This window comes from Psychrobacter sp. S4(2024) (genome assembly GCF_036861305.1).
GTDB lineage: Bacteria > Pseudomonadota > Gammaproteobacteria > Pseudomonadales > Moraxellaceae > Psychrobacter > Psychrobacter cryohalolentis.
The window spans coordinates 821,850-845,209 of sequence record NZ_JAZAQR010000001.1; the positions used below are offsets into that span (position 1 = coordinate 821,850).

Consider the following 23,360-nt stretch of genomic DNA (forward strand, 5'->3'; position numbering starts at 1 on the left):
ATGTAAAAATTTTAATCGTGCTAAACGCTTCTATTAATTTTTAGAAAATAGCTTTAGCACATCAAACACCAAAAAATATGATAAGGATATATCATGACACGTCAAACCATCCAAACGGATAAAGCACCTGCAGCCGTTGGCACTTACTCACAAGCGGTAAAAGTTGGCAATACTGTTTATATTTCAGGTCAGCTAGGTTTTGACCCTATCACCATGGAATTAAAAGAAGGGTTTGATGCACAAGCGAAGCAAGTATTTGAAAACATCAAAGCCATCTGTGAAGCTGCTGGTGGCAGCTTAAATGACGTGGTCAAATTCAATGTATCGTTAACTGATTTAAATGATTTTGCAGCATTAAACGAAGTATTCATGGCTAATTTGACTGAACCTTATCCTGCCCGCGCAGCGGTGCAAGTAGCGGCATTACCTAAAGGTGGCGTGGTCGAAATTGAGTCTATTCTATATATTGAATAAGTTAGATATTCAATACTGCTTGAATAACAATATTTCATATTAGATCACCATAAGCTTAGCCTCATGCTAAGCTTATTTGTCTCTCCCTCTTTATTTTTATTCCATATTGACTTAATCAAACTGCGAAGCCTTTTTATGTTGGTACAAGTTGCTCTGCCCGTGCCCCTTTATCGGGTATTTGACTATAGCCTACCGTCCGATATAAGTGCTTTTCCAAATGCTTCGCCAAACAACAGCTCAATACAACTGCCGCAAATTGGCAGTCGTGTTGAGGTGTCCTTTGGTCGTCAAACTTTAATCGGAATCGTGGTTGCTCATATTGCGCAAGCAGATACCAGCGTACCACTCAATAAGCTGAAACTCATTAATAAGTGTTTAGATGCTGAGTCTATTTTAGATAACAGCATGCTAAAGCTCGCCTATTGGCTTGCTCGTTATTATCATTATCCGCTTGGTGAGGTGTTAGCGGTCATCTTGCCCACCTTGGTTCGTCAAGGTAAACCACTAGATTTACTCATTACCCATTGGCGGATTCTGCCACATATCACTGATGACGACTTTCGTACTAACGCCAAAAAGCAAAAGCAGCAGTTTGATATGCTAAAGCTACATGGTCAACATGGTGCAAGTGAAGATGTACTACTATTAGAAGGTATGGCGCGTGCTTTTTTAAAAACACTAGAAGATAAGGGTTTGATTGAGCGCTATATTCAGCCAAAACAAGCACCTACTCCTGTTAAATTGGCAAAAATGCCCCTTGATCTTAATGAGGAGCAACAGCTTGCCGTTGCAGCGATTGTTGCTGCACATGAATCCAAATGCTACACGGGCTTTTTATTAAATGGCATTACTGGTAGTGGCAAGACTGAAGTCTATCTACAAGCCATGCAAGCAGTATTGGAGGCTGGCAAGCAAGTGCTTATTTTAGTGCCTGAGATTGGGTTAACGCCACAGACGCGTGCGCGTTTTGCCAGTCGCTTCGCTGCGCATATCGTCCTGCTACATTCTGGTATGAACAATACTCATCGATTGCAAGGTTGGCAAGATTGCCGTACTGGTCATGCTCAAATCATTATCGGTACGCGTTCGGCAGTACTATATCCGTTTGCAGATTTAGGCTTAATTGTCGTTGATGAAGCGCATGATGGCTCCTATAAACAGCAGGACACCTTGCGCTATCATGCTGCTGATGTCGCACTTTATCGAGGATTCCAAGCCAAAATACCGGTGGTCCTTGGTACGGCTACCCCTTCTCTTGAACATTTAAAATTAGTCGATGAGGGCAAGCTAGTAGAGTGTCAATTATCGACGCGCCCTGGTAATGCTAAACCTGCGCCCATGCAGCTGATTGATGCGCGCTTGCAAAGTACTCATCAGCAAACGCAAGATGATGGCGCGCGCTATGATACCGGATTGACGGATGCGCTTATCGGCGCCATAAGGCAAACCCTAGAAGCCGGCGATCAAGTTTTGATATTTTTAAACCGTCGCGGCTATGCGCCTGTTTTATTATGCGAGGCGTGTGGTTGGCAGGCAGATTGTCCGCGCTGCGACGCGCATTTAACCGTTCATTATAATAATCAAGCCCAGCGTAGCAATTATTCAAGCAACTCTTATTTAAAATGCCATCATTGTGATTGGCAAGCCTATATTCCGACTGTATGCCCTGATTGTGGCAGTCAAAATCTAGATGCCAAAGGGATGGGAACAACAAGGCTAAGCGAAAATTTGCACGCTATCTTTGCCAATCCGCAAACCAGTAAAGCGCTTTATACCATTATTCAAATTGATCGTGATACCACTAGGCGTAAAGACAGCTGGGAAAATATCTATCAGCGTATTAATGAAGGAAATCCTGCCATATTGGTCGGTACGCAAATGGTTGCCAAAGGTCATCATTTTCCCAATGTCACGCTCGTTTGCTTACCCAACGCTGATCGTGGCTTTTTGTCTGCAGACTTTCGCTCGCCAGAGCATACTGCCCAATTGATGATCCAAGTAGCAGGGCGTGCAGGACGCGGGGATAAATCAGGACGGGTATTGATTCAAACGCTGCAACCGGACAATGCGTTATTATTAAAATTGGTGAAAGACGGTTATTTGTCTTTTGCTCGTGAGCTGTTGCAAGAGCGTAAAATGATGGGACTGCCCCCTCATAGTCATGCCGCGCTGATACGCTGCGAAGGTAAAACCCTTGCTGCCACCACACAAGCACTCAAAGATGCCATTGCCGTTCTGCCAACAGGGCACAGTTTAGCCGTTCTTGGTCCTATCGATGCGCCCATGAGTAAAAAGAACAGTCGCTATCATGCCCAGCTTTTGCTATTGGCCAAGGATCGGCAGCAACTGCATCATGTTTTAAATCATTGGTGGCAACCCGTCCTTACCCTACCGAGCGCTAAATATCTTAAGCTTACTTTAGATATTGATCCTGTCGGCTGGTAATGAGAATTTGCGAGTTATTGCTAGGATAATCATTTGTCGCATTACTCCTTTATCTTTACTTCGTCAGTACAGTTTCTAATATTTGACTATGATAAATTTACAATAACAAGTTGATCATTGTTATCAAAAACCATCCTACCTTATGTAGAGTAGATATTGCTCATCAAATCCATTATCAGCAAAATTGAGTGTTGTTATGAATCCAGACCATCCAAACTCCAAAAAAAATGACCATGCTCATCAGAGCATACCGGCTGATACGCATGGACACATTAAGAAAGGTGAGGAAAGTGGTGGAAAAAGTAATAATGCTTATAAGAATCAAGACAGCCACGATCATGATGAACATCTAGAGCAAACAGTCGCCACGCGAGATACCAAAGGCTATCAGCGCACTTTACTGATAAGTTTTTTAATTATTACAGGCTACATGTTTGTAGAAGCAATCGGCGGTTGGCTCACTGGCAGTTTGGCATTATTGTCCGATGCCGGTCACATGCTGAGTGACGCGATAGCACTTGGCGCCACCTTAATGGCATTTAAAATTGGGGAAAAAGCAGCTACTCATCAAAAAACGTTCGGTTATAAACGCTTTGAGATTTTAGTTGCCTCTGTGAATGGGGCGACACTTGTCATTATTGCGCTAATGATTTTTTATGAGGCCATTAAACGCTTTAATTCACCACCTGAAATTGCGACCCAAGGCATGCTGATCGTCGCCACTATCGGTATGCTGATCAATATTTTGGTTGCGTGGCTTATGCACCGAGGTAGCCGTAGTGGCGATACTCACGGTCATGATCATGGTGCCAATGAAGGCACAGCAACGGTCAAAACATCGGATGATAAAGAGCCGGTCAATCTCAATATGCAAAGTGCTTATTTACACGTATTAAGTGATTTAATGGGTTCAGTGGCTGCCATTATCGCCGCATTATTAATGATGAGTTTTGGCTGGGTATGGGCAGATGCGGTAGCGTCCGTAATTGTGGCAATACTTATTTTATTTAGTGGCTACCGTGTGGTGCGCGATTCTATACATATTTTAATGGAAGGGACGCCAGAAGGTATCTCTCTAGTGAATGTCGAAGAAAAACTTCTTGCCCACCCGCAGGTGCAAAAAGTGCATGACCTACACGTTTGGAGTATTACCAGTGGTTTAAACGCCTTATCTTGTCATGTGGTCGTCGATGGTGAAATGAGTATTCATGAGTCCAGTATATTGATTGGCAGTCTAGAACAAAGCCTGCTTGAGCTCGGCATCCATCACGCTACTATTCAGGTAGAAAGTGCGGCATACCCACAAACGAGTACCCATAGCGATACCCTAGTCTGCAATATCTCAGAGCGACCAGCAGAGAATAACCATATCGGGCACAATCATTAAAATAGTTTGTCATTGAAAAAGTCTGGTTTAAAAAAAGCTGCCAGTCATCTAGACGTCATTAATTATTAAAATATCGTCAATTGTTAATGATGTCTAATCAAATCATGAAAATAACACAGTATAAGCCACAATAACCATACGGCAATGCTTATCCAAATACCCAATCCCACTCCTAGCAAAGTCATGCGAATCCAAAAATCCAAGTCACCATTCATGATATGAGGCAAATAAGCGGGTCCCATATTCGATGCCATTATTAGCCAAAGTCCAACTATAAGTGCCAATCCTGCACCTATAATTCTTAATATTATCTTTCCAATATTTTTTAATAAGCTAAGGCGATTAAGTATAGCAAGCTTATTTTCTAGAGTATTATTCATAAGTCTTCTCTTTCTATTTTTTCATTTAAGCCATATTTAATGCCCTATCTTGCGATTAATAGTAATAAAATATAGCAAAATGAAATATCTCTATAGTGCATATATCAATATCACACTGACTTTTATCAATGTAATCACATGTTAAAAATGATGAGAAATTTAGCCTCGCTGTCATATTTTTAATATAAATTCTGTATACTGAAAATTGAAACGCCAAATTTGCCACCAATGGATGACCTTCTGCTATGTCTAGACGCTCAGCGCCATTCGTCGCCCCAAGCTATATCGATGACCCGATTTCAAAGGATGGCAAAAAACACGCCAAAGTTTTATTATCGACGCTGCAAGAAGACATTGCTCGCTTTCGAGGCGCACAGTTTCCACCTGATATCTTACGTCAAATTCGTGACATGCCTATCTATGAAGGTAACTTAGCAGAAGTCCAAGCCTATCAGCAACGTTGGCACAATTTGCTTGAACGCGCCATGGCGTTTTATCCTGCTGCCAATCTGCCGCCTGACTATTTGCCACTGCCTGCCAGCCTTGAGATACCGCAGTTTATATATCATGTGCAGCGCCTACATCTGACCAAAACCCATGCAAAAGAATCCAAGAGTTTCGGCTCGGTCGGGGCGCTTACGGATAAATGCGGCGATTATAGTGCTGATGACATTGCACGTATGACTGCTGCGTTTGATAAGGATGATGAGACGCGTTTGGTCGCGCACCGTGAGTTTATTGATTTGCGTGCTTATGTATTTTGCCGAGATAATAAGGGTGAGATGCTAGAGCCTGAACGGGTACGGTTTTATCGAACGGGACTTATTGTCCATGCCCTACCCGATTTTAAAATCGTAGACAGTCGACAGACACCACGCAAGCGCCGTAACGATGCTTATAACAATCCGCTGGCAGATAATGGCATATGGAAGATTTATCGTAAAAAATAATCGTTATAAAGTTGCTTTCTATTTTTAATACTGCTGTTGTACTGCCCATTTATCGTCATTGCTAAGGATTCCAGATGTTCGCTGCCGCCGCCAGCTCACCAAATTTAATGTTACAAGCGACAATTTTCTTGGGAGCAGCCCTGCTCTTTGTACCCCTTGGTAAACGTTTTGGTATTGCGACGGTTTTAGGTTATCTGATCACAGGATTGATATTAGGTCCAAGTGTACTGGACGTGGCAGGTGACGCTGAGAGCTTATTGCATTTCTCTGAGTTTGGCGTGGTGATGCTGCTGTTCATCATTGGGCTTGAGCTGCAGCCATCAAGGCTCTGGGCACTCAGGCGTTCAATATTCGTCCTTGGCGGTTTGCAAGTTGGTTTGACTGGTGTCTTATTGATGGGGCTGTTACATCAGATTTTTGGCTTGCAGCTCGATACTGCTTTTATCGTTGGCTTCGGGCTTGCGCTCTCATCCACTGCCTTTGTCCTACAAATTCTGACTGAAAAACAGCAGCTATCGAGCACTCATGGCCGTGAAGCCTTTACGATTTTATTATTCCAAGACATTGCGGTTATCCCTCTATTAGCGGTCATTCCTTTCTTATCAGGGGTGCGTGAACAAAGCTATGATTTGATTTATTTTGGTAAAGTTTTTGCGGTTTTTGCTGGGCTTATTTTTGCCAGTCGCTACGTCGTTCGTCCATTTTTTAAATTTGTCGCCTCAAGTGGTGCGTCAGAATTACTAACGGCAGTCGCGCTATTTATCGTAATGGGTGTATCGATTTTGATGGGTCAAATCGGGCTCTCAATGGCGTTGGGCGCATTTTTAACTGGTGTATTGTTGGCAGATTCTGAATACCGCCATGAGCTTGAAGCCAGTATCGAGCCTTTTAAAGGATTGTTATTAGGTCTGTTCTTTATGTCAGTCGGTATGTTGACCGATGTGAAATTGATATTAGCAAAACCCATTTTTATCATCGGCTGTGCGATGGCACTGATGTTTATCAAGTTCGGGGTGATTACAGCGATTGCAAAAATTTCAGGTAATCGCTGGCCAACCAGCATTCGACTGGGGGTTACACTGGCTCAAGGTGGTGAATTTGCTTTTGTCTTGTTCAGTGTTGCGAGTGCCCAAAACGTCTTACAACCTGAACTTGCCAATACGTTAAACCTGATCGTAACCATCTCTATGGCACTCACTCCTTTGGCATTCTTGTTATTAGAAAAAGTCGGCGAGCCATTATTTGCCAAAAGCAAACCAAGCCGCGAATACGACACGATTCCAGATCATGAGCATCAGGTGATTATTGCTGGCTTTGGGCGAGTCGGTCAGATTATCGGTCGTGTGCTACGTATGCACAATATTGAATTTACCGCGATTGAACGCTCGGCAAACCGCGTCGATTTTGTCCGTAAATTCGGTAACCAAGTCTATTATGGTGATCCAAAAAACCCTGAAATCCTACGTGCAGCAGGTATCAAAAAAGCACGTGTCTTTATCCTTGCCATCGATGATTTAGAGCGTTCTATCACCACCGCCCAATATTTACGTAAAAACTATCCAGATTTAATTATCTTAGCACGGGCACGTGACCGCCAGCATTACTACCGATTACGTGAGGTTGGGGTTCGTCATATCTGGCGTGAGACATATTTGTCCTCGCTAGATATGTCGCGTGAGTCGTTACAACTGCTTGGCATCTCACCAGAAAAAGCGCGTGAGACAGTGCAAACTTTCCGTGATTACGATGATGATCTGATTGAACGTCAACAAGCTATTTATGATGATGAGGCCAGTATGATTGAGTCGGCTCAATCATCGATGGCGGAGCTTGAAAGCTTATTTGATGAAGATATTGGCAAAGCCCGTAAGATGGACTTGAGCGATTTTTATGAAGCGCTAAAAAGCCAAGCCATATCAGTCGATGATGAAAATAATCATACGACTGAATCTAAGCATTAATTTTTTCAACTATAGAAATTGTTGTCAAAAATAATTCTCAGTCTTTGTAGCCACCTAATCAGGGCTACAATTTTCCGGCGCTTGTTTCTTATTCAATGAGCTGATGCATTCCCAATCATCACTGTTTGGCAGATGATAAAAGACCAGTGTTTGATCATTGAGATAACGTATAGGGAGTTTTACATTTTGAATGGTCGCAATCACTGCACAATCAGTTTCTGCAACGCCAGCTGCGCTACGATCGATCTCAATATGCACCTTCTCAGTACCGCTATCGATAGGCAGATCCAGCGGACATTGTCCTGTTTGCCGATACGCTAGCGCCACATGATTTTGCGTGGTTTTAACGGTATCATACGCATCAAACAGTACTTCGTTTTCTTTTGGTTTGGCGATAATGGGTAAGAACTGCACTTTAATGACCATTAATGTAAAGGCAAAAAATCCAAAACCCCATCCTAGCCCAAATAAGCTCACCCCGCCCTCTTGGCGCAGATGCGCTTGTTGCAAACGCTCATCTTGTGGATAGTCATTAATCGCGTCGGCAATCTCACGTCGTGCCATCCGGTAATAATAAGCATCCGTCCAGCGTGCCACCATAAACGACCAAAACAGCCAAATCAGCGCGGCAATACTAACGCGTATCGTCATCTGATAAGCATCAGCAATATAAGGCATTACTAAGAACTCAACCGCTACCAAGACTAGCGCGATATTAAGCTGAATAAACGACCATCCTGCCACGCTGTAGACGAGCGCATCCATATAACGCTTACGATAGAGCAACCATGGAAAGGTCACAAAAAATGCTGCCCAATGCCATTTTGGCGACAGATAGCCTTGTTCATCAAATTGCTCAAAGCGTTTTAGATAATAGCGTTGGCTACGATGTCCGATAAACCATTTATCCAGTTGTGTGCGTCTGGCAGGAGGCAATTTTTCTTGGTAAAAAGGGGGCGGCGAATCCGTCTCAATAAATAACATAGTGACAAGCCTTACAGGCGATTAAAAAGACATTTAATTTAACTATTGGGATTATATGATAACGCTAATAGCATTGCATGGGCCAGAGAAACACTAGATAAATAATGTACCTAAATTACAAAACGCGCTAACATTATTAAAAAAGTATTGTTCATTCACAGCCGTACAGATTTCACTTATAATAAGCGTACTACCCATTTATTAAGCCTTGTTAATCCTATGAGTCAACATCCTGATATTAATACCAACGTCGACGCCACCAGCCTTACCGATGATCAAAAATCTTTAGACACTAATGCTACTAGTGGCAATGAGGTCGCACCTGACGGCAGTAAGCATATTCGTATCGTCAACACCTTTATGAAACGCCGTACGCACATGAATAAAAATGCCGAGCTGGCATTGACGGCGCCTGAATTTGCGCATTACTTGGTTAATAACAGCTTTGGTGATGGTAATCTTGAAGGTATTGACGATTTGCGCACACTGTTTGCTGAATTGCCAAACGGCAGTGAGGCACCCTTGACCCTTGAGATTGGTTTTGGACTTGGAGATTCATTCATTGAAATGGCAGCAGCCGAGCCAAGTCGTAATTTTGTTGGCATTGAAGTCCATGAGCCGGGTATCGGCAAATGCGCTTATATGGCTGGTACTCAAAATTTGAGTAATGTCAGAATCATCAATGGTGATGCCATTCAACTACTAAAACAGTTACCAGAAAACCATATCGATCGCATTCAGCTCTACTTTCCTGACCCATGGCAAAAAAAGCGCCATCATAAACGCCGCTTTGTTAGCCCTGAGCGTATGGCGATTGTCACCCGCAGCCTAAAGCAAGGCGGCTGGTTCCATACCGCCACTGACTGGGAACATTATGCCTTTTGGATGGTAGAAGTTTTGGATGGTTTTGCAGGCTTAAGCAATCAAGCAGGCGCAGGCAATTTCACTGACCGTCCTGACTTTCGTCCAATGACAAAATTTGAGCGCCGCGGTCTAGCAAGCGGACATGGGGTTTGGGATTTAATCTATTTAAAAGACTAATCCCAAACGCATTATGTCGGCTTCCTCTAAAGCGGCTAAGATATTTATCAGTATCTTAGCCGCTTTTTTATATCTGTCAGTCTTCAAACATTTTACTCATAAGGGTTAAAGACTGATATAACTGACTATAAATATGTTTGATGCGTATCAACAGCTTTCAATTCGAAAAAAAATTATCAGCACAGATGTGAAACATAGGCATTGCCCATACTAAAATCCTGCTAAATTTAAACTTGTAAAATCAGAAATAGCCAAATTTTGTAAATTAAATGATAACTCTTGTCTGCGCAATCATTGATACCGTAAGGGCTTGGTGAGTTCTCCCCATAAGCTGTGGATAACCCTGTGCATAAGTCGCTACTTGACAAGCATTTGCATAGATAGCTTAAAGGCTTAGGTAAAATCGTTCATTTTTTGTACGATTTAAAAATTTATTAAAATCAATAGGTTAACGATAATTTAAAAGCAAAATAATTTATTTATAAAATTTTTAATATTAATTTTATCCTATGATATGTTTCACACTGGCTAAATAAAATTTATTTATTTATTGTGGATAACTTCCAAAACTATTGACAAATAGCATGCTCATCAGGTTCAAATATGAACAGCAATTTTAAGCATTATATACAAATATTTTTGTTTTCTCATACGACATCTATTGTCGCCTAGTATTCAGTTATGATCAATATATACCTTGGATTTTGTTATAATTACCCTATCTAATAAACAATGATATAAAGTTAGAGGAAGACATAATCTGGTGATATAAGTGGCAAGCACTATGAGCCTCATTAAAATCTCTAAACTTTTTTTCGCTTTTATCAGCATCTAATTTTACTGTATAGTAGCGTGATGTAACTGACATCGCGATCTACAAGACTCATCTCATTGCCTACTCTAAGCTTAGTTCAAAATGCTATCAGCGATAGTTGCCATTGATAGCATTGAACAAGCCGTTTTTGATATTAATACAACTTATCCTTATAAATGATTGATAACAAGGAGTCCTACATGGACGACAATAAAGCCAAAGCACTTAAAGCTGCACTAGCTCAAATCGAAAAGCAGTTTGGTAAAAATACCATCATGCATTTGGGTGACAACTCAGCAACGCTTGATGTCGACGTGGTATCGACTGGTTCATTAGGTTTAGATATTGCACTCGGGATTGGCGGTTTGCCAAAAGGTCGTATCGTTGAAATTTATGGCCCTGAAAGCTCAGGTAAAACGACTATGACATTGCAGGCAATTGCAGCGTGCCAGAAACAGGGCGGCGTTTGTGCCTTTATTGATGCTGAACATGCCTTAGACCCTGTATATGCCCGCAAGCTTGGTGTGAATACGGATGACTTGCTACTTTCACAGCCTGATAATGGTGAACAAGCACTTGAAATTACTGATATGTTAGTACGCTCAGGTGCAATCGATATGATCGTTATTGACTCGGTCGCAGCCTTGACGCCGCGTGCCGAGATTGAAGGCGAGATGGGCGATTCACACATGGGTCTGCAAGCCCGTCTGATGAGCCAAGCTTTACGTAAAATCACTGGTAACGCCAAACGTTCAAACTGTATGGTGTTATTTATTAACCAGATTCGTATGAAAATCGGCGTTATGTTCGGTAGCCCTGAGACCACAACTGGTGGTAATGCACTTAAGTTCTATGCCTCGGTACGTATGGATATTCGCCGTATCGGTGCAGTCAAAAATGGTGATGAAATCATTGGTAACCAAACTCGCGTTAAAGTCATCAAAAACAAGATGGCACCGCCATTTCGCCAGGCCGAATTTGAGATTACTTACGGTGAAGGCACCAATCACTTAGCCGAAGTGATTGATTTGGGTGTTGAGATTGGTGCAGTTGGTAAAGCGGGCTCTTGGTACAGCTATGGCGATGAGAAAATCGGTCAAGGTAAAGCCAATTCTGTACTGTTCTTAAAAGAGAATCCTGCTATTGCTGAAGAAATAGAAGCCAAAATCCGTGCTGAAAAACTTGGCGTAAAGGATGACAGCAAAGCAGCGGTCGTGGCTGAGACTAACGAAGAACTAGCCTCTGAACCTGTACAATAACGGTATATGTTCAGACCGTTATCAGCAACTATGATGTCTTATGAAAATTAAAACGTTAGCTGAAATACTCGCTGAGTCGGATACTGATTCAGCGAGTTCTACGCATAAAAACAAGAAATCCATTGAACAACATTCATCTACTAGGTACTCATATAAAGACAAGCCTAAAAGTACCAGTAAAACTGGCAAGCGCTCTCAGCATCTAAATACATATGATTTAGATGAGAAGTGTACAATAGATAACCATACTAACTTTACGGCAGATTCGACTGGCGCCTCTTCCTCTTTAAAAATTTCATCCAAATCCAAAAAACGTAAAAAACACTTTCATCCAGCTGCTACCTTTCACGCTGAGCCTAATAGTGTACCTGCTTATCAGCCACCTGCTGCGCAAAGTATCAAAGAGATGCTCGCTGAAGTTAAACATGCGGTTCATGACAATGAAGAAGATAGTGTCTCTATTAATGAGACTGGCGTTGATTCAGCTTTGATGAACTCAGAACCAGCATTTGAATCGGTAGCTGCTCATGATAGTGAGGCAGACAACCAAAATAGCCAAATCGACAACCTACCAGCTGCTCTAAAGGCATATTTGCGCACGCCTGAGCAGCGCCAAGCGGAAATGGATGCCATCAAAGCTGAAAGTCGCTTACGTTGGTTGGCGTTTTATTATTTGTCACGCCGCGAATACGGTAAGGCTGAGCTTAAGCAAAAATTGCTAGATAAAGAGCAAGAAGCGGCTAAAATTGATGCCCTACTCGATGAGTTCGAAGAAAAAGGCTATCAAAGTGATTACCGCACTACTCTAATGCTGATTCGTGAAAATATCAGAAAAGGACGCGGCAGAGGTCGTATCAAGCAAGAATTCCATCGTAAAAAGATGGCGATGCCCGATAATATCGATGAACTTATCGATATGGCTAATGCTGAATCTGATGAGTTTAGTGAATTTATTGATGGTAACGCAGATAATTTGGTCGAAGGTATAGACTGGCTCAAACTGGCAGTCACAGCGCGTATCAAAAAATATGGTGATGATATACCCACTGAACAAAAAGACAAAGCAAGGCAGCTGCGGTTTTTACAATATCGCGGTTTTAATAGTGATATTTGCTTTGCGGCATTGAACTATACGTTAGATACTTTAGATGAACGTTTTTAGCAATTTTTAATGCAACAGTCTTAACCTTTGTCGTTCGCTATTATATTTTAGATATAAAAAAGCGCACCTAATCAGGTGCGCTTTTTTATCGTTTTAAATGCTATAAATAATAACCTGATTATTTTAGTGCCCCTAGACGGCTTGATAGTTGACTAATAATTTGATCAATTTCTTCATTGGCTTCAGGTTCGTTATCCAAATTACCGTTTGGCGTCAATTGGTTCATGACTTCAGGTAATAGCTCAGCCAACCCTTGACGCACCTCTATCTCGTTAGCGCCTGTATGAGCAGCGACTTGCTGTATTTCACTGTCATCAAACAATCGATTGATGTCGTTAGGATCAAGATTATCGTTAAGCTCATTAGTACTCAACCAAGAGCGCGCTTGTTTTTCATAGCCCATACCGGTAATTTTCGAGAGAGCACCACTTAACCCACCATTGCGCTTTATCCAACTCAGTACCATAGGCATAAGGGCAGCGATAAGCATACCTTTACCACCGAAGCCACCTCTCGTCGTTTGACCACCAAGTACACTACCTAGAATATCACCAAGTCCACCAGTACCTGAACTCATGCCACCGCGCTGTTTGCCACCTGTTAACCCGCCGATAATATCGTCTAACCCAAAACCATTGTCTGCTGAGCGGCGCTCGTACTGTTGTGGATTATAACCCGCTGACTGATTGCCACCACCAAGCACACTCCCCAATATATCACCAAGACCGCCGGTACGACGCGGATTGATACGTTGATTAACTGGATTACGCTGTGCGTCCTCTGGATCCATGGCACTACGTGCTACTTGACTCACTAAATTCCCTAGCAAACTCATAACTTTATCCTTTTTATTATAATAAAATTCGTCGATACAGGTTTTGGTATAGCAAAGTAACGACTGCTACCATCACCTACTATTTAAACCGACCTATAAATATAAATTCCAATATAGCAAATCTATTTGCCTCTCTAGATAGGCATTTTGTTATGAGATGTAGTAGATAATTTAGTACGGTAAGATAAGGCAGGTAAGCATCTACAATTAAAACTAAGTTCAATTAAACGGTTTTGTTTGCAATCATATTTGACAAGATGGTCAACTCGCGCCATTGCTCAGGGCTAACCTGATCACGGAATATAGCCACAGAAAATCGGCGTTGATAAGGCTCTACGATATTAAAATCAAAACAGATAACCCAATGAGAATGACTGACCGTATCGAGCTTTGCTTGCCACAAGGCATCCCCACGACTCGTACGTATTAATAACTGCCAATCTTGATAAACACTTTTATCAAGTGGCGGCTGGCTTAGATGCAATAGTATGGGCCGTGATAATGCTAAATAGCCAATGACTGCAGCACTGATTAGGAGTATAACGACATATTGCCATAAAGCTAATGAAGCAAGCGCCCCTAATACCATGACGATACTGGATAATGCCATATAAAATAGCAGATATAAATAGCTTATAGGTTTAATAGCAGTATCGATACGTAGCGAGGTTAATGCTGTCATAGTGAGCTACCAAAGAATATTTCTGATTAATAGAAAAGACTCAATACTACTTTAACAATTAACTCAGATTTTTACTGTGACGCCATGTCTTAATCTTATTAACCAACTCCCATATCGCCTCATCTTCTGGTCGGCTTTGATTGGTAAAATAATCTAATAAATCAGGGTCTTCATGAGTCAGCATTTGCGCAAAGCTTTCTTGTTCGGCAGCTTCTGCCGTTAAATAAAGCTCTTTAATATAGGGTTCAAAATAAAAATCTAACTCTTTAAGACCACGGCGGGCTTGATAAATAATACGACGTTGCTCATTGGTGGGCTCTGGCTGGTTACTAATGGTCATAAAAGTATTCTCATCCGTTTAAAAGGGCTTTAAATAAATATTAAAGTGCCAAAATTCTATTATTCGCAATTGTTATCATCGATAAATCTATTTTTGATCATAATTACTTAAGTGTAGCCATCTAGTGATAGCGATTGGTGTTTATCATATGCAGATAGCTGGCTCCAGAGCGCCACGGCTTGCTGCATCATAGCGACATTATGAGTACGAATGATACTTGCCCCCTGCTGCAATGCAAAAAGACCAGCCGCAGTACCCACAGTATCACGCTCAAATGGCTTTGTAGTAGCAAACGCTTGCATACCCGTTTTAATCAACACTTCTGCTAAAAATCGCTTGCGTGAAATACCAAACATCATTGGCAGCCCAAGTTTTTGTAAGCTTTTAAGCTCACTCAATAATGCACAGTGATGCTGATAGTTTTTAGCAAAGCCAAAACCGGGGTCAATAATGATATTTTCGCGCATGACACCAATACTTGTCACTTCATCAATACGCACCTCTAGCTCTGTCATGACTTCCCTAACCACATCATCATACTGTGCCAGATTATTCATTGTAGTTGGCTCACCGCGCATATGCATGAGCATAACAGGAATATTAAGCTTAGCTGCCATCAGCGCAGCTCCCTCACGCTTGAGTGCCCGTACATCATTCCAAATATCCGCGCCTACTTCAAACGCTGCTTGCATAACCTCAGGACTACTGGTATCAATGGATAGCCATATGTCATTGCCTAGCTGCTGCCTAATTGCTGTCACGACTGGCACCACACGCTGTAGCTCATCAGAAGTCGCTACCACTTCAGCATTTGGACGGGTAGACTCGCCGCCAATGTCGATGATGGTGGCACCTGCTGCCATCATCTCCTTACAATGCGCTACCGCCTTATCAACTGCATTAAACTGCCCACCATCTGAGAACGAATCTGGCGTGACATTTAAGATGCCCATGATATGAGGCTGTGATAAATCTAGAACCTTATCACGGCTGGTCACAGCGTAAGCAGCTAAAGGTTGGAATAGTGACATAACTTATCCATGATAATTTGAATTCGTAAAATTGATTTTAGCTCTAACTTATAGTGCTTATGATACCAGTAAATCTGATGTCATTCTAAATTGGTAATAAAGAAAAAGCCCTTTGTAAAAAGGGCTTTTTTTATTCAAAACTTAAGAGTAACTTTTACATCGCTGGTAATGGCGGAGGGGTCATTCCGGTTGTTTTCACATCATTTTTTGATAAGTTCACTTCGTGATGCTGATAGACTCTTGGTGGACGAGGTTGTTCGCCCGCTAAGATATCTTGCAGCTGATCGCGGTCAATGGTTTCCCATTTCATCAAGGCATCAACCATAGCATGCATCTTTTCTTGATTGCCTTCAATCAATTCACGAGCGATATCATATTGCTCCTCTAGCATACGGCGTACTTCTTCATCAACCTTTTGCTGTGTTGCTTCTGAAATCGTACGACCACCGCCACCGAAGTAACCTTGTGAGCTGTCATCATCTTCATAGACCATGATACCAAGCGCATCAGACATGCCGTATTTGGTTACCATTGCTCGTGCCATTTTGGTCGCACGTTCAAAGTCATTTGAAGCACCTGTTGACATTTGATCGATGAAGACTTCTTCAGCGATACGACCACCAAATAAAATCGCAATATCACTCAGCATTTTTGATTTATACATACTGGTTTGGTCGTGCTCAGGCAACTGCCACGTAACACCAAGCGCAAATCCACGCGGCATAATAGTGACTTTATGCACAGGATCGGTACCCGGTAGCAGCTCGGCGACTAGCGCATGACCTGCTTCATGATAAGCAGTAGCACGGCGCTCTTCTTCACGTATGACCATTGATTTACGCTCAGGACCCATATATAGCTTGTCTTTCGCATCTTCAAAATCATTCATATCGACGCTGCGCTTGTTACGACGCGCGGCAAACAATGCCGCTTCATTAACAAGATTAGCAAGCTGGGCGCCACTGAATCCTGGCGTACCACGGGCTAAGGCATGAGCGTCAACACCAATAGTATTAGGCAGTTTCTTCAAATGCACTTTAAGAATTTGCTCACGACCTTTGATATCTGGCAGCCCTACTTGCACCTGACGGTCAAAACGACCCGGACGCAATAGTGCTTTATCAAGAACATCTGCACGGTTAGTGGCAGCAATGACGATAACGCCTTCATTACCTTCAAAACCATCCATCTCAACCAACAATTGGTTCAATGTCTGCTCACGCTCATCATTACCGCCGCCCATACCGGAACCACGATGACGACCGACAGCATCAATCTCATCAATAAAGATAATACATGGCGCGCTTTTCTTCGCTTGTTCAAACATATCACGCACACGTGAAGCACCAACACCGACGAACATCTCAACGAAATCAGAACCTGAAATCGAGAAGAAAGGTACTTTAGCTTCACCAGCAATAGCTCTTGCTAATAGCGTTTTACCCGTACCTGGAGGACCTACCATCAAGATACCGCGTGGAATCGTCGCCCCAAGCTTGGTAAATTTATCAGGATCACGTAAGAACTCCACCACTTCGACGACTTCTTCTTTTGCTTCTTCACAACCAGCAACGTCTTCAAAATTTACTTTGATTTGGTCTTCGGTTAGCATTTTGGCTTTTGATTTACCAAAGCTCATCGGTCCACCGCCTTTACCGCCAGCGCCGCCTTGCATATTACGCATAAAGAATAAAAACAGACCAATAATCAGCAAAATTGGGAAACTGGCTATCAGCAATTGCATCAATACGCTTTGGCGCTTCGGTGCAGTGCCTTGGACTTCAACTTTATTTTCACGCAGCAATGGCATCAGCTCGTCATCCATCACAGCTGGACGAATGGTTTCAAATTCAGAACCATTTTTCTTCTCGCCGGTGATTTGCTCGCCATCGATCTCAACACTGGCTACTTGATTTTCTGACACAGCGGTCACAAATTCAGAGTAGTTAAGGTTATCGGGCTCAGATGATTTATCAAAGCCACTAAACACCAGCACTAAAACGCCGATTACCACCAGCCACAATAAGGTATTTTTTACCATGTCGCTCACTAGTTATTCCCATCCCATACTTATTGGTGTGTTTACTAAACACGTGACGTCTATATATAAACGTATGTCTCGCTATTCAAGGTCTATTGCCGAATTATCATTTCTCATTGCAAATCTAGGGTATAAAACAACCTTATATTTTTATTAGAGAAATAAGCCGCGCAATAACGATAAATAACTGAGTTTATAAGGCGCTTACTGTCAGACGACTTTGCTAAAAATATCATATAAGCACTTAGAAAAATGCTTAAGAGTTGATTTCAAACAAAGTTAATATATCATGATATGTGGTATTAACCTGAATAATTCAAGCAGCATTCCCATTTATTCAGTTAACGATTGTAGCCGTTTTCATTCAATGATTTTAACTGGCTAATTTTGAGGTGAGAGTTTCATTTCATATTACTTAATTGCGATCCAAAATATCTCTTTTGAGCGCGGTCTAGAAGCACCAGGCTTAATACTACGGATTTTACTAAAATCCGCCTGCATCTGCTTGCGTAATTCTTGTGTACCCTCGCCTTGAAACACTTTCATAATAAGCGCGCCACCTTCTGGTAAGGTTGCCAGCGCGAAATCGACCGCCAGCTCACATAAGTACATCATACGCGGCTGGTCAATAGCACTATTACCTGCTGTATTGGGCGCCATATCAGACAGTACCACATCAACTTGTCTATCACCAACCTCCGCCATGATACGGTCAAACACTTCTGGCTCGCGAAAGTCACCTTGGATAAAGGTAACGTCCGGCAAGGTATCCATTGGCAAAATATCAGAGGCAATCAAGATACCTTTTTCCCCAACCAAGTGACCAGCCACTTGAGACCAGCTGCCAGGGGCACTACCTAAATCAACAACGGTCATACCTTTTTTGATCAGATTGGTTTTTTCATTTATTTCTAATAATTTATAAGCAGCACGGGCACGGTAGCCATCTTTTTGGGCCTTTTGCACATAGTGATCATCAATGTGCTCTTTCATCCAAGCACTACTGCTCTTTGACAACTTTTTGTTTTCAATACGTGTGGCCAAAATTCCTGCTCCTATAACGTGCTTTTCTATATGCGCATATGTATTTATTAACTAATGTTTTAATAGACTTTTTGCTTTATGCCACTTTCTACAACCATGCTATCAAAAATACTATTAACTACGATTTTCAGTACTATCAAGCTATTTATTAGCTTCAAAAGGCTAAACCGTTAATTTTTCTTAGTGAAAACACTGCTTTATAAGAGCGTAGCGTTTATAATGTACCCATAATGGCAGTTTAACATTTTCATCACGTAAAATCGTGCAAAATCCTGCTGATCTCATGCAAGATGATCATAGATTAATTATGATGGTCATCAATTGCTCTCAATTTTATTATATTTTGTTTTTACCAACCCCTAGGAATTCTATGCAACTTGATAACGCAACCATCAAACGCTTAAAAGGCATTGGTCATGATTTGAAACCGATTGTCATGATTGGCAATAAAGGTGTTACGCCAAGCATTACTGAAGAGATTGATCGCGCCTTATCAGATCATGAACTGATTAAAGTAAAATTGCCTGCTGGTACCAAGGAAGAGCGTGATGTCATCGGTGCTGAGCTTGCTGCTACTGCAAAGGCAACTTTGATTCACTCAATTGGTCGTATGGCGCTATTGCTACGCAAAAACCCAAATGCCAATCCTAAGCTTTCAAATCTTGCTCGTAATGTGTAATGCCTCATTACTTGCTAAGTTTATATCGTCTGTTGTATATAAAGTGGTTTAAAATAGCCTGCTGATTTATTTTTAGACAGATGATGACGGTGAATAATAAAAGCCGCGATGCAACTTTGCTCGCGGCTTTTATGTCATTTATAGTTCACTATTTAACATGCGATATTCGTTAGCAGCTATATCATGTTTTATGATGCTAATACTTTTTGAGATAATAAGATAATGAGCCAGAGTTTTGATTTATACCTAGCAACTGAAACCTTAGCAGATGACGCGCAGCAACTTGGCGTGACGCCAGAAGCTTTACAGCAAATTAGCGTACAGGTAAGCGCAACGCTTGTAGCGCAGCCAGAAGCTTATTTGCAGCTAGAATATCGTGTGACGTTACCTCTTAAGTGCTTAGCTGCTCAATTGACTTGGCCAAAGTGGCAAGCAGATAAAGTAGGCTTTAAGGATTATCTGTGGGAACAAACCTGCCTTGAGTGCTTTTTAGCAGGTTCCTTAATCAGTAGCAGCAGTTCAAAAGATAATGATAAGTCCCCCAAAACCAATATGACAATGTCCTATATTGAGATCAATGCCAGTCCTGAAGGTCAGTATGCGCTTTATGAGTTTGACAGCTATCGCTCTCCTACAACACTACCGCCAAGACCTCTTATGTACGCTGACGGACAGACACGTGCTGCTATCAATTGGATAGACGGTAACAACCCGAAACTGCTAATAGACTACCTCATATCAACGCATAAACCTTATCACTACCAACGCAGCTTTAGAATGCCATTAGATTCATCGACGTCATTGAATCGCAAGTCAGATTACAGTAATGATGCCCTTATCAAATACATACATCCTTGTGTTATTTTATCCTTTGGCGCTACGATTCTATACTTTGCGCCCAAACATGCCTCGCCACCCGACTTTCATAATCGTCAGTATTGGACACCATTTGATAGGCTAGCAGCCCTTGCCAAGTAAAAATATCAACTTAATAGCTAGCCTTATTTAAGACATAAAAAAACTCAGTAATGTCATAAAGAGCATTACTGAGTCCGGAGAGAGCGCTTAACTGATACTTATTTGTCAGCCATAGCAAGGTAGATACCACGATCTGAAGCATCATCAACGTATCTAGCATCGCGCCACGTCGTATAGTTGTAATGACCGCTGTATGGGCTGATGCTGTTTTGACGGAAGTCAGACACCCAGTCATTACCATCAAATATTTGAATATGGCCATGAGGACGACTTGAGGTACGGTCATAAACAACCACATCACCAACCTGTGGTTCCATGTTATTACTGATTTTGGTAAAACCCGCTTGTGACAGTGTGCCACGAGACGCATATTGATACGCTGAAGGATTAGGCGTGAATTCGTAGCCCGCTGATTGTAACGCTTTACGGACATAACGAGCGCAATAGCCTGTGCTACTAGATAAAGCGACTCGTGAAGCATTCGCTGCTGCAATAGCAGGCGCCGAATAACGATCTGGCACTGAACTTACTTTCTGCTGACGCTGCTCATAAGACAAACGATTGGTTAGCGAAGCAAGCTGATATTCTTTTTGTTTTGCATGCGCGCTTAAATTATCGATTGCTTGGCTGATTTCATCATTGCTAGAAACATATGCACCGCTGTTGGTGCTGTAGATGTTACGACTAGAACCGTAGTTCGCAGAAGTAGTGATATTGGTGATGGTATGACTCAAGGTATTATTTGATTGAAAGGTTGTTTCGGCAGCACCACTTGTCTGTGCTACGCCCATTCCCAATACTGATAAAATTAATAAAGCTTGTTTCATAAATTTACTACCTATTGTGAAAACAGAATTGCTCGTCATCCGTGACAAAGCATGAATTAGTTTAGAGAATATAATCATGAAATAAACATGATAAAATATTTAGTACAATCGCTCTTTTACTTCTTAAGTAGCTGATGCTGATATCATTAGCAGCTTAATCATCTACTACATAAATCGTTTGCTACGTCATACCTTGCTTTAAAAATGAGCGTTTAGAGCCTGTTTATTATGAGTATCGATTTTTCACCTATTAGATGAGTCATTACGATGTCCAAAAAAAACCCTAACCGCCTTGCCACTCTCATCGATCATCAAGCTTTTGCTGGTAGTGCGCTACCTCAAAGCCTATCTGATAGTATGCGCTTATATGTGCAAGCGACCACTGAAATAAAAGCGCTTTTGGTAGATTGTCTACCTGAGGAAATCCTCAATAACTGCTGGGTCGTAGGCTTAACGTCTGAGCAATTGACACTCAGTGTCGAGTCCGTCACTGCTGCCAATCATATTCGCTATTTGCAGAGCGCGTATTTGCAAGTGTTAACAGAGCAGTCAATTACATTTAAACAACTCAAGCAAATTCGCGTCGTCATAGCCAATAAATCTACCAATAATAATTATTCTAAATCATCATCAGGCTTGTCAGCATCACGCTCAATGTCCGTTAAAGCCCATGAAAATCAGGCTCTTAGCCAAAACACAAAGCGGACTATATCACAGGCAGCAGAGCATGTCACCACTGATGAAAACCTCAAAAAAGCACTATTACGCCTTATAAATCCTTAAAAAACCCCTGCAGATAATGTAAAGTTATGTAAACCAATCCGGTAAATGATACGATTCAGGCTGGGTTTTTGTAATTTCAAAAACAAAAAAAATCATCTGTCAGTGTCATTCACATTGTGAACCTCACTGACAGATGATTTTGCTATTCGCTACAGCTTTTATCTCATCTACTATACAGGCAAGTTATCATAAAATAAAGAAATATATATCCACTTATATGAATATTATTTCACTCTACTTATAACCATTTTATGTAATATTGCGTAAATGTTTCGATACTTCGTGTATATTCCTGTATTCATCCTTCGACAGTTATACCATTCAAAGGTAAATATTCGATAGGACATGTTACATTGTCATCAAAAGTTACAATTTCAAAGTTATTATGGTCAGATAAAATCTCACGTACCAACAAGTTATTTAAAGCATGACCGGATTTATAAGCATTAAAACGACCCAAAATGGGATATCCAATCAGATATAAATCACCAAGTGCATCTAAAATTTTATGACGAACAAATTCGTCATTAAAACGCAGACCTTCTTCATTCAAAATATTACTTTCATCGATAACAATCGCATTGTCCATGCTACCGCCTAATGCCAAATTGTTCTGACGCATGGCTTCGATATCACTTAAAAAACCAAAAGTGCGTGCTGAACTCAGCTGCTCAATGAAGTTTTGGGTTGAAAACTGCAATTGGGCATGCTGAAAGTTTTTATCAATCGCAGGATGATCAAAATCAATCTCGAAATTAAGCTCAAATCCATTATAAGGACGTAGCTCTGCCCATTTATCGTCAACTTTGACACGTACCGTACGTACAATCCTGATAAATTTCTTTGAAGCATCCTGTTCGCAAAAACCAGCTTGCAATAACAGTCCTACAAAAGGTGCAGCACTGCCATCCATAATAGGTATCTCTGATGCCGATACACGAATTAATAGATTATCAACGCCAAGTCCCGCTATCGCGCTGAGCAAGTGCTCAACCGTGCCGACACGTGTACCACCAAACACCAGATTAGATGACATCATGGTATCTTGTACCAAAAAGGCACTGGCAGGAATTGGCGTGCTGCCAGTAATATCAGAACGCTCAAAGACGATTCCAGTATCGATTGGTTGCGGATGAAATTCTAAATCAACAGGTTGACCACTATGAAGACCAGTACCTGTAACAGCAATTGCTGTTTTTATGGTTCGTTGATTCATGGCTGTCTTCTCACATATTTTGTTACAATTGCCATAGTGTATCATTA

21 protein-coding genes are annotated in these 23,360 nt (G+C 41.6%); 11 read left to right on the top strand and 10 right to left on the bottom strand.

Features of this window, described 5'->3' with window-relative positions; translation table 11 throughout:
* Nucleotides 1–93: 93 nt before the first annotated feature.
* The 3 genes from VLA57_RS03560 to VLA57_RS03570 all read left to right on the top strand — a co-directional run bounded on the left by VLA57_RS03560 (nt 94) and on the right by VLA57_RS03570 (nt 4,306).
* Nucleotides 94–474 (top strand): RidA family protein, encoded by a 381-nt coding sequence (locus VLA57_RS03560; protein ID WP_011514323.1) that lies wholly within the window; start codon nt 94–96, stop codon nt 472–474.
* A gap of 63 nt (nt 475–537) precedes the next feature.
* A complete protein-coding gene (locus VLA57_RS03565; RefSeq protein WP_333954376.1) occupies nt 538–2,919 on the top strand; it encodes a primosomal protein N' in 2,382 nt (793 codons plus the stop codon).
* Between the two features lie 196 nt (nt 2,920–3,115).
* The gene (locus VLA57_RS03570; protein WP_333954377.1) at nt 3,116–4,306 is read left to right on the top strand and encodes a cation diffusion facilitator family transporter; all 1,191 of its coding nucleotides are present in this window, start codon (nt 3,116–3,118) and stop codon (nt 4,304–4,306) included.
* Nucleotides 4,307–4,389: 83 nt separating this feature from the next.
* Here VLA57_RS03570 and VLA57_RS03575 read toward each other — a convergent pair whose 3' ends face one another.
* Nucleotides 4,390–4,686, bottom strand: coding sequence for a hypothetical protein (locus tag VLA57_RS03575; protein WP_333954378.1), 297 nt, complete (start codon nt 4,684–4,686; stop codon nt 4,390–4,392).
* Nucleotides 4,687–4,931: 245 nt separating this feature from the next.
* On the opposite strand from VLA57_RS03575, the gene VLA57_RS03580 reads away from it, so the two are divergent.
* Both VLA57_RS03580 and VLA57_RS03585 read left to right on the top strand, forming a co-directional pair.
* A complete protein-coding gene (locus VLA57_RS03580) occupies nt 4,932–5,636 on the top strand; it encodes a hypothetical protein (protein ID WP_333954380.1) in 705 nt (234 codons plus the stop codon).
* A gap of 74 nt (nt 5,637–5,710) precedes the next feature.
* Nucleotides 5,711–7,597: a monovalent cation:proton antiporter-2 (CPA2) family protein gene (locus VLA57_RS03585; protein WP_201531085.1), complete on the top strand. Its 1,887-nt coding sequence runs from the start codon at nt 5,711–5,713 to the stop codon at nt 7,595–7,597.
* A gap of 54 nt (nt 7,598–7,651) precedes the next feature.
* Here the strand turns inward: VLA57_RS03585 and VLA57_RS03590 are convergent, their stop codons facing one another.
* Nucleotides 7,652–8,581 carry a DUF2628 domain-containing protein gene (locus VLA57_RS03590; protein WP_333954381.1) on the bottom strand — a complete coding sequence of 310 codons (930 nt, stop codon included), beginning with the start codon at nt 8,579–8,581 and terminating at the stop codon, nt 7,652–7,654.
* Nucleotides 8,582–8,800: 219 nt separating this feature from the next.
* Here VLA57_RS03590 and trmB point away from each other — a divergent pair, with 219 nt between their 5' ends.
* The 3 genes from trmB (at nt 8,801) to VLA57_RS03605 (ending at nt 12,857) form a co-directional block, all read left to right on the top strand.
* A complete protein-coding gene (gene trmB, locus VLA57_RS03595) occupies nt 8,801–9,622 on the top strand; it encodes a tRNA (guanosine(46)-N7)-methyltransferase TrmB (protein ID WP_333954382.1) in 822 nt (273 codons plus the stop codon).
* A 1,014-nt stretch (nt 9,623–10,636) separates the two neighbouring features.
* Entirely contained in the window at nt 10,637–11,695 is a 1,059-nt protein-coding gene (gene recA / locus VLA57_RS03600) for a recombinase RecA (protein ID WP_020444176.1), read from the top strand.
* A 40-nt stretch (nt 11,696–11,735) separates the two neighbouring features.
* Nucleotides 11,736–12,857 carry a regulatory protein RecX gene (locus VLA57_RS03605; RefSeq protein WP_333954383.1) on the top strand — a complete coding sequence of 374 codons (1,122 nt, stop codon included), beginning with the start codon at nt 11,736–11,738 and terminating at the stop codon, nt 12,855–12,857.
* Nucleotides 12,858–12,975: 118 nt separating this feature from the next.
* Here the strand turns inward: VLA57_RS03605 and VLA57_RS03610 are convergent, their stop codons facing one another.
* From VLA57_RS03610 to VLA57_RS03635, 6 genes are all read right to left on the bottom strand, one after another.
* A complete protein-coding gene (locus VLA57_RS03610; RefSeq protein WP_011514333.1) occupies nt 12,976–13,692 on the bottom strand; it encodes a YidB family protein in 717 nt (238 codons plus the stop codon).
* A 223-nt stretch (nt 13,693–13,915) separates the two neighbouring features.
* The gene (locus tag VLA57_RS03615) at nt 13,916–14,374 is read right to left on the bottom strand and encodes a hypothetical protein (protein ID WP_333954384.1); all 459 of its coding nucleotides are present in this window, start codon (nt 14,372–14,374) and stop codon (nt 13,916–13,918) included.
* Nucleotides 14,375–14,432: 58 nt separating this feature from the next.
* Nucleotides 14,433–14,714 (bottom strand): FAD assembly factor SdhE, encoded by a 282-nt coding sequence (locus tag VLA57_RS03620; protein ID WP_020444180.1) that lies wholly within the window; start codon nt 14,712–14,714, stop codon nt 14,433–14,435.
* Between the two features lie 107 nt (nt 14,715–14,821).
* Nucleotides 14,822–15,745, bottom strand: coding sequence for a dihydropteroate synthase (folP, locus tag VLA57_RS03625; RefSeq protein WP_133104710.1), 924 nt, complete (start codon nt 15,743–15,745; stop codon nt 14,822–14,824).
* A 154-nt stretch (nt 15,746–15,899) separates the two neighbouring features.
* The gene (ftsH, locus tag VLA57_RS03630; RefSeq protein WP_020444182.1) at nt 15,900–17,795 is read right to left on the bottom strand and encodes an ATP-dependent zinc metalloprotease FtsH; all 1,896 of its coding nucleotides are present in this window, start codon (nt 17,793–17,795) and stop codon (nt 15,900–15,902) included.
* A gap of 402 nt (nt 17,796–18,197) precedes the next feature.
* Nucleotides 18,198–18,830, bottom strand: a complete 633-nt coding sequence (locus VLA57_RS03635; protein ID WP_011514338.1) for an RlmE family RNA methyltransferase — start codon at nt 18,828–18,830, stop codon at nt 18,198–18,200.
* A gap of 370 nt (nt 18,831–19,200) precedes the next feature.
* Here VLA57_RS03635 and VLA57_RS03640 point away from each other — a divergent pair, with 370 nt between their 5' ends.
* Nucleotides 19,201–19,509 (top strand): YhbY family RNA-binding protein, encoded by a 309-nt coding sequence (locus VLA57_RS03640; RefSeq protein ID WP_011514339.1) that lies wholly within the window; start codon nt 19,201–19,203, stop codon nt 19,507–19,509.
* A 222-nt stretch (nt 19,510–19,731) separates the two neighbouring features.
* Nucleotides 19,732–20,487 (top strand): DOMON-like domain-containing protein, encoded by a 756-nt coding sequence (locus VLA57_RS03645; protein WP_133104711.1) that lies wholly within the window; start codon nt 19,732–19,734, stop codon nt 20,485–20,487.
* A 98-nt stretch (nt 20,488–20,585) separates the two neighbouring features.
* On the opposite strand, the gene VLA57_RS03650 is transcribed toward VLA57_RS03645, so the two are convergent.
* Nucleotides 20,586–21,314 (bottom strand): CHAP domain-containing protein, encoded by a 729-nt coding sequence (locus VLA57_RS03650; RefSeq protein ID WP_011514341.1) that lies wholly within the window; start codon nt 21,312–21,314, stop codon nt 20,586–20,588.
* Nucleotides 21,315–21,581: 267 nt separating this feature from the next.
* Between VLA57_RS03650 and VLA57_RS03655 the strand changes: the two genes are divergently transcribed.
* Nucleotides 21,582–22,097: a DciA family protein gene (locus tag VLA57_RS03655; RefSeq protein WP_020444186.1), complete on the top strand. Its 516-nt coding sequence runs from the start codon at nt 21,582–21,584 to the stop codon at nt 22,095–22,097.
* 298 nt (nt 22,098–22,395) lie between these two features.
* On the opposite strand, the gene lpxC is transcribed toward VLA57_RS03655, so the two are convergent.
* Nucleotides 22,396–23,313: a UDP-3-O-acyl-N-acetylglucosamine deacetylase gene (gene lpxC, locus VLA57_RS03660; RefSeq protein WP_333954387.1), complete on the bottom strand. Its 918-nt coding sequence runs from the start codon at nt 23,311–23,313 to the stop codon at nt 22,396–22,398.
* Between the last annotated feature and the right edge of the window lie 47 nt (nt 23,314–23,360).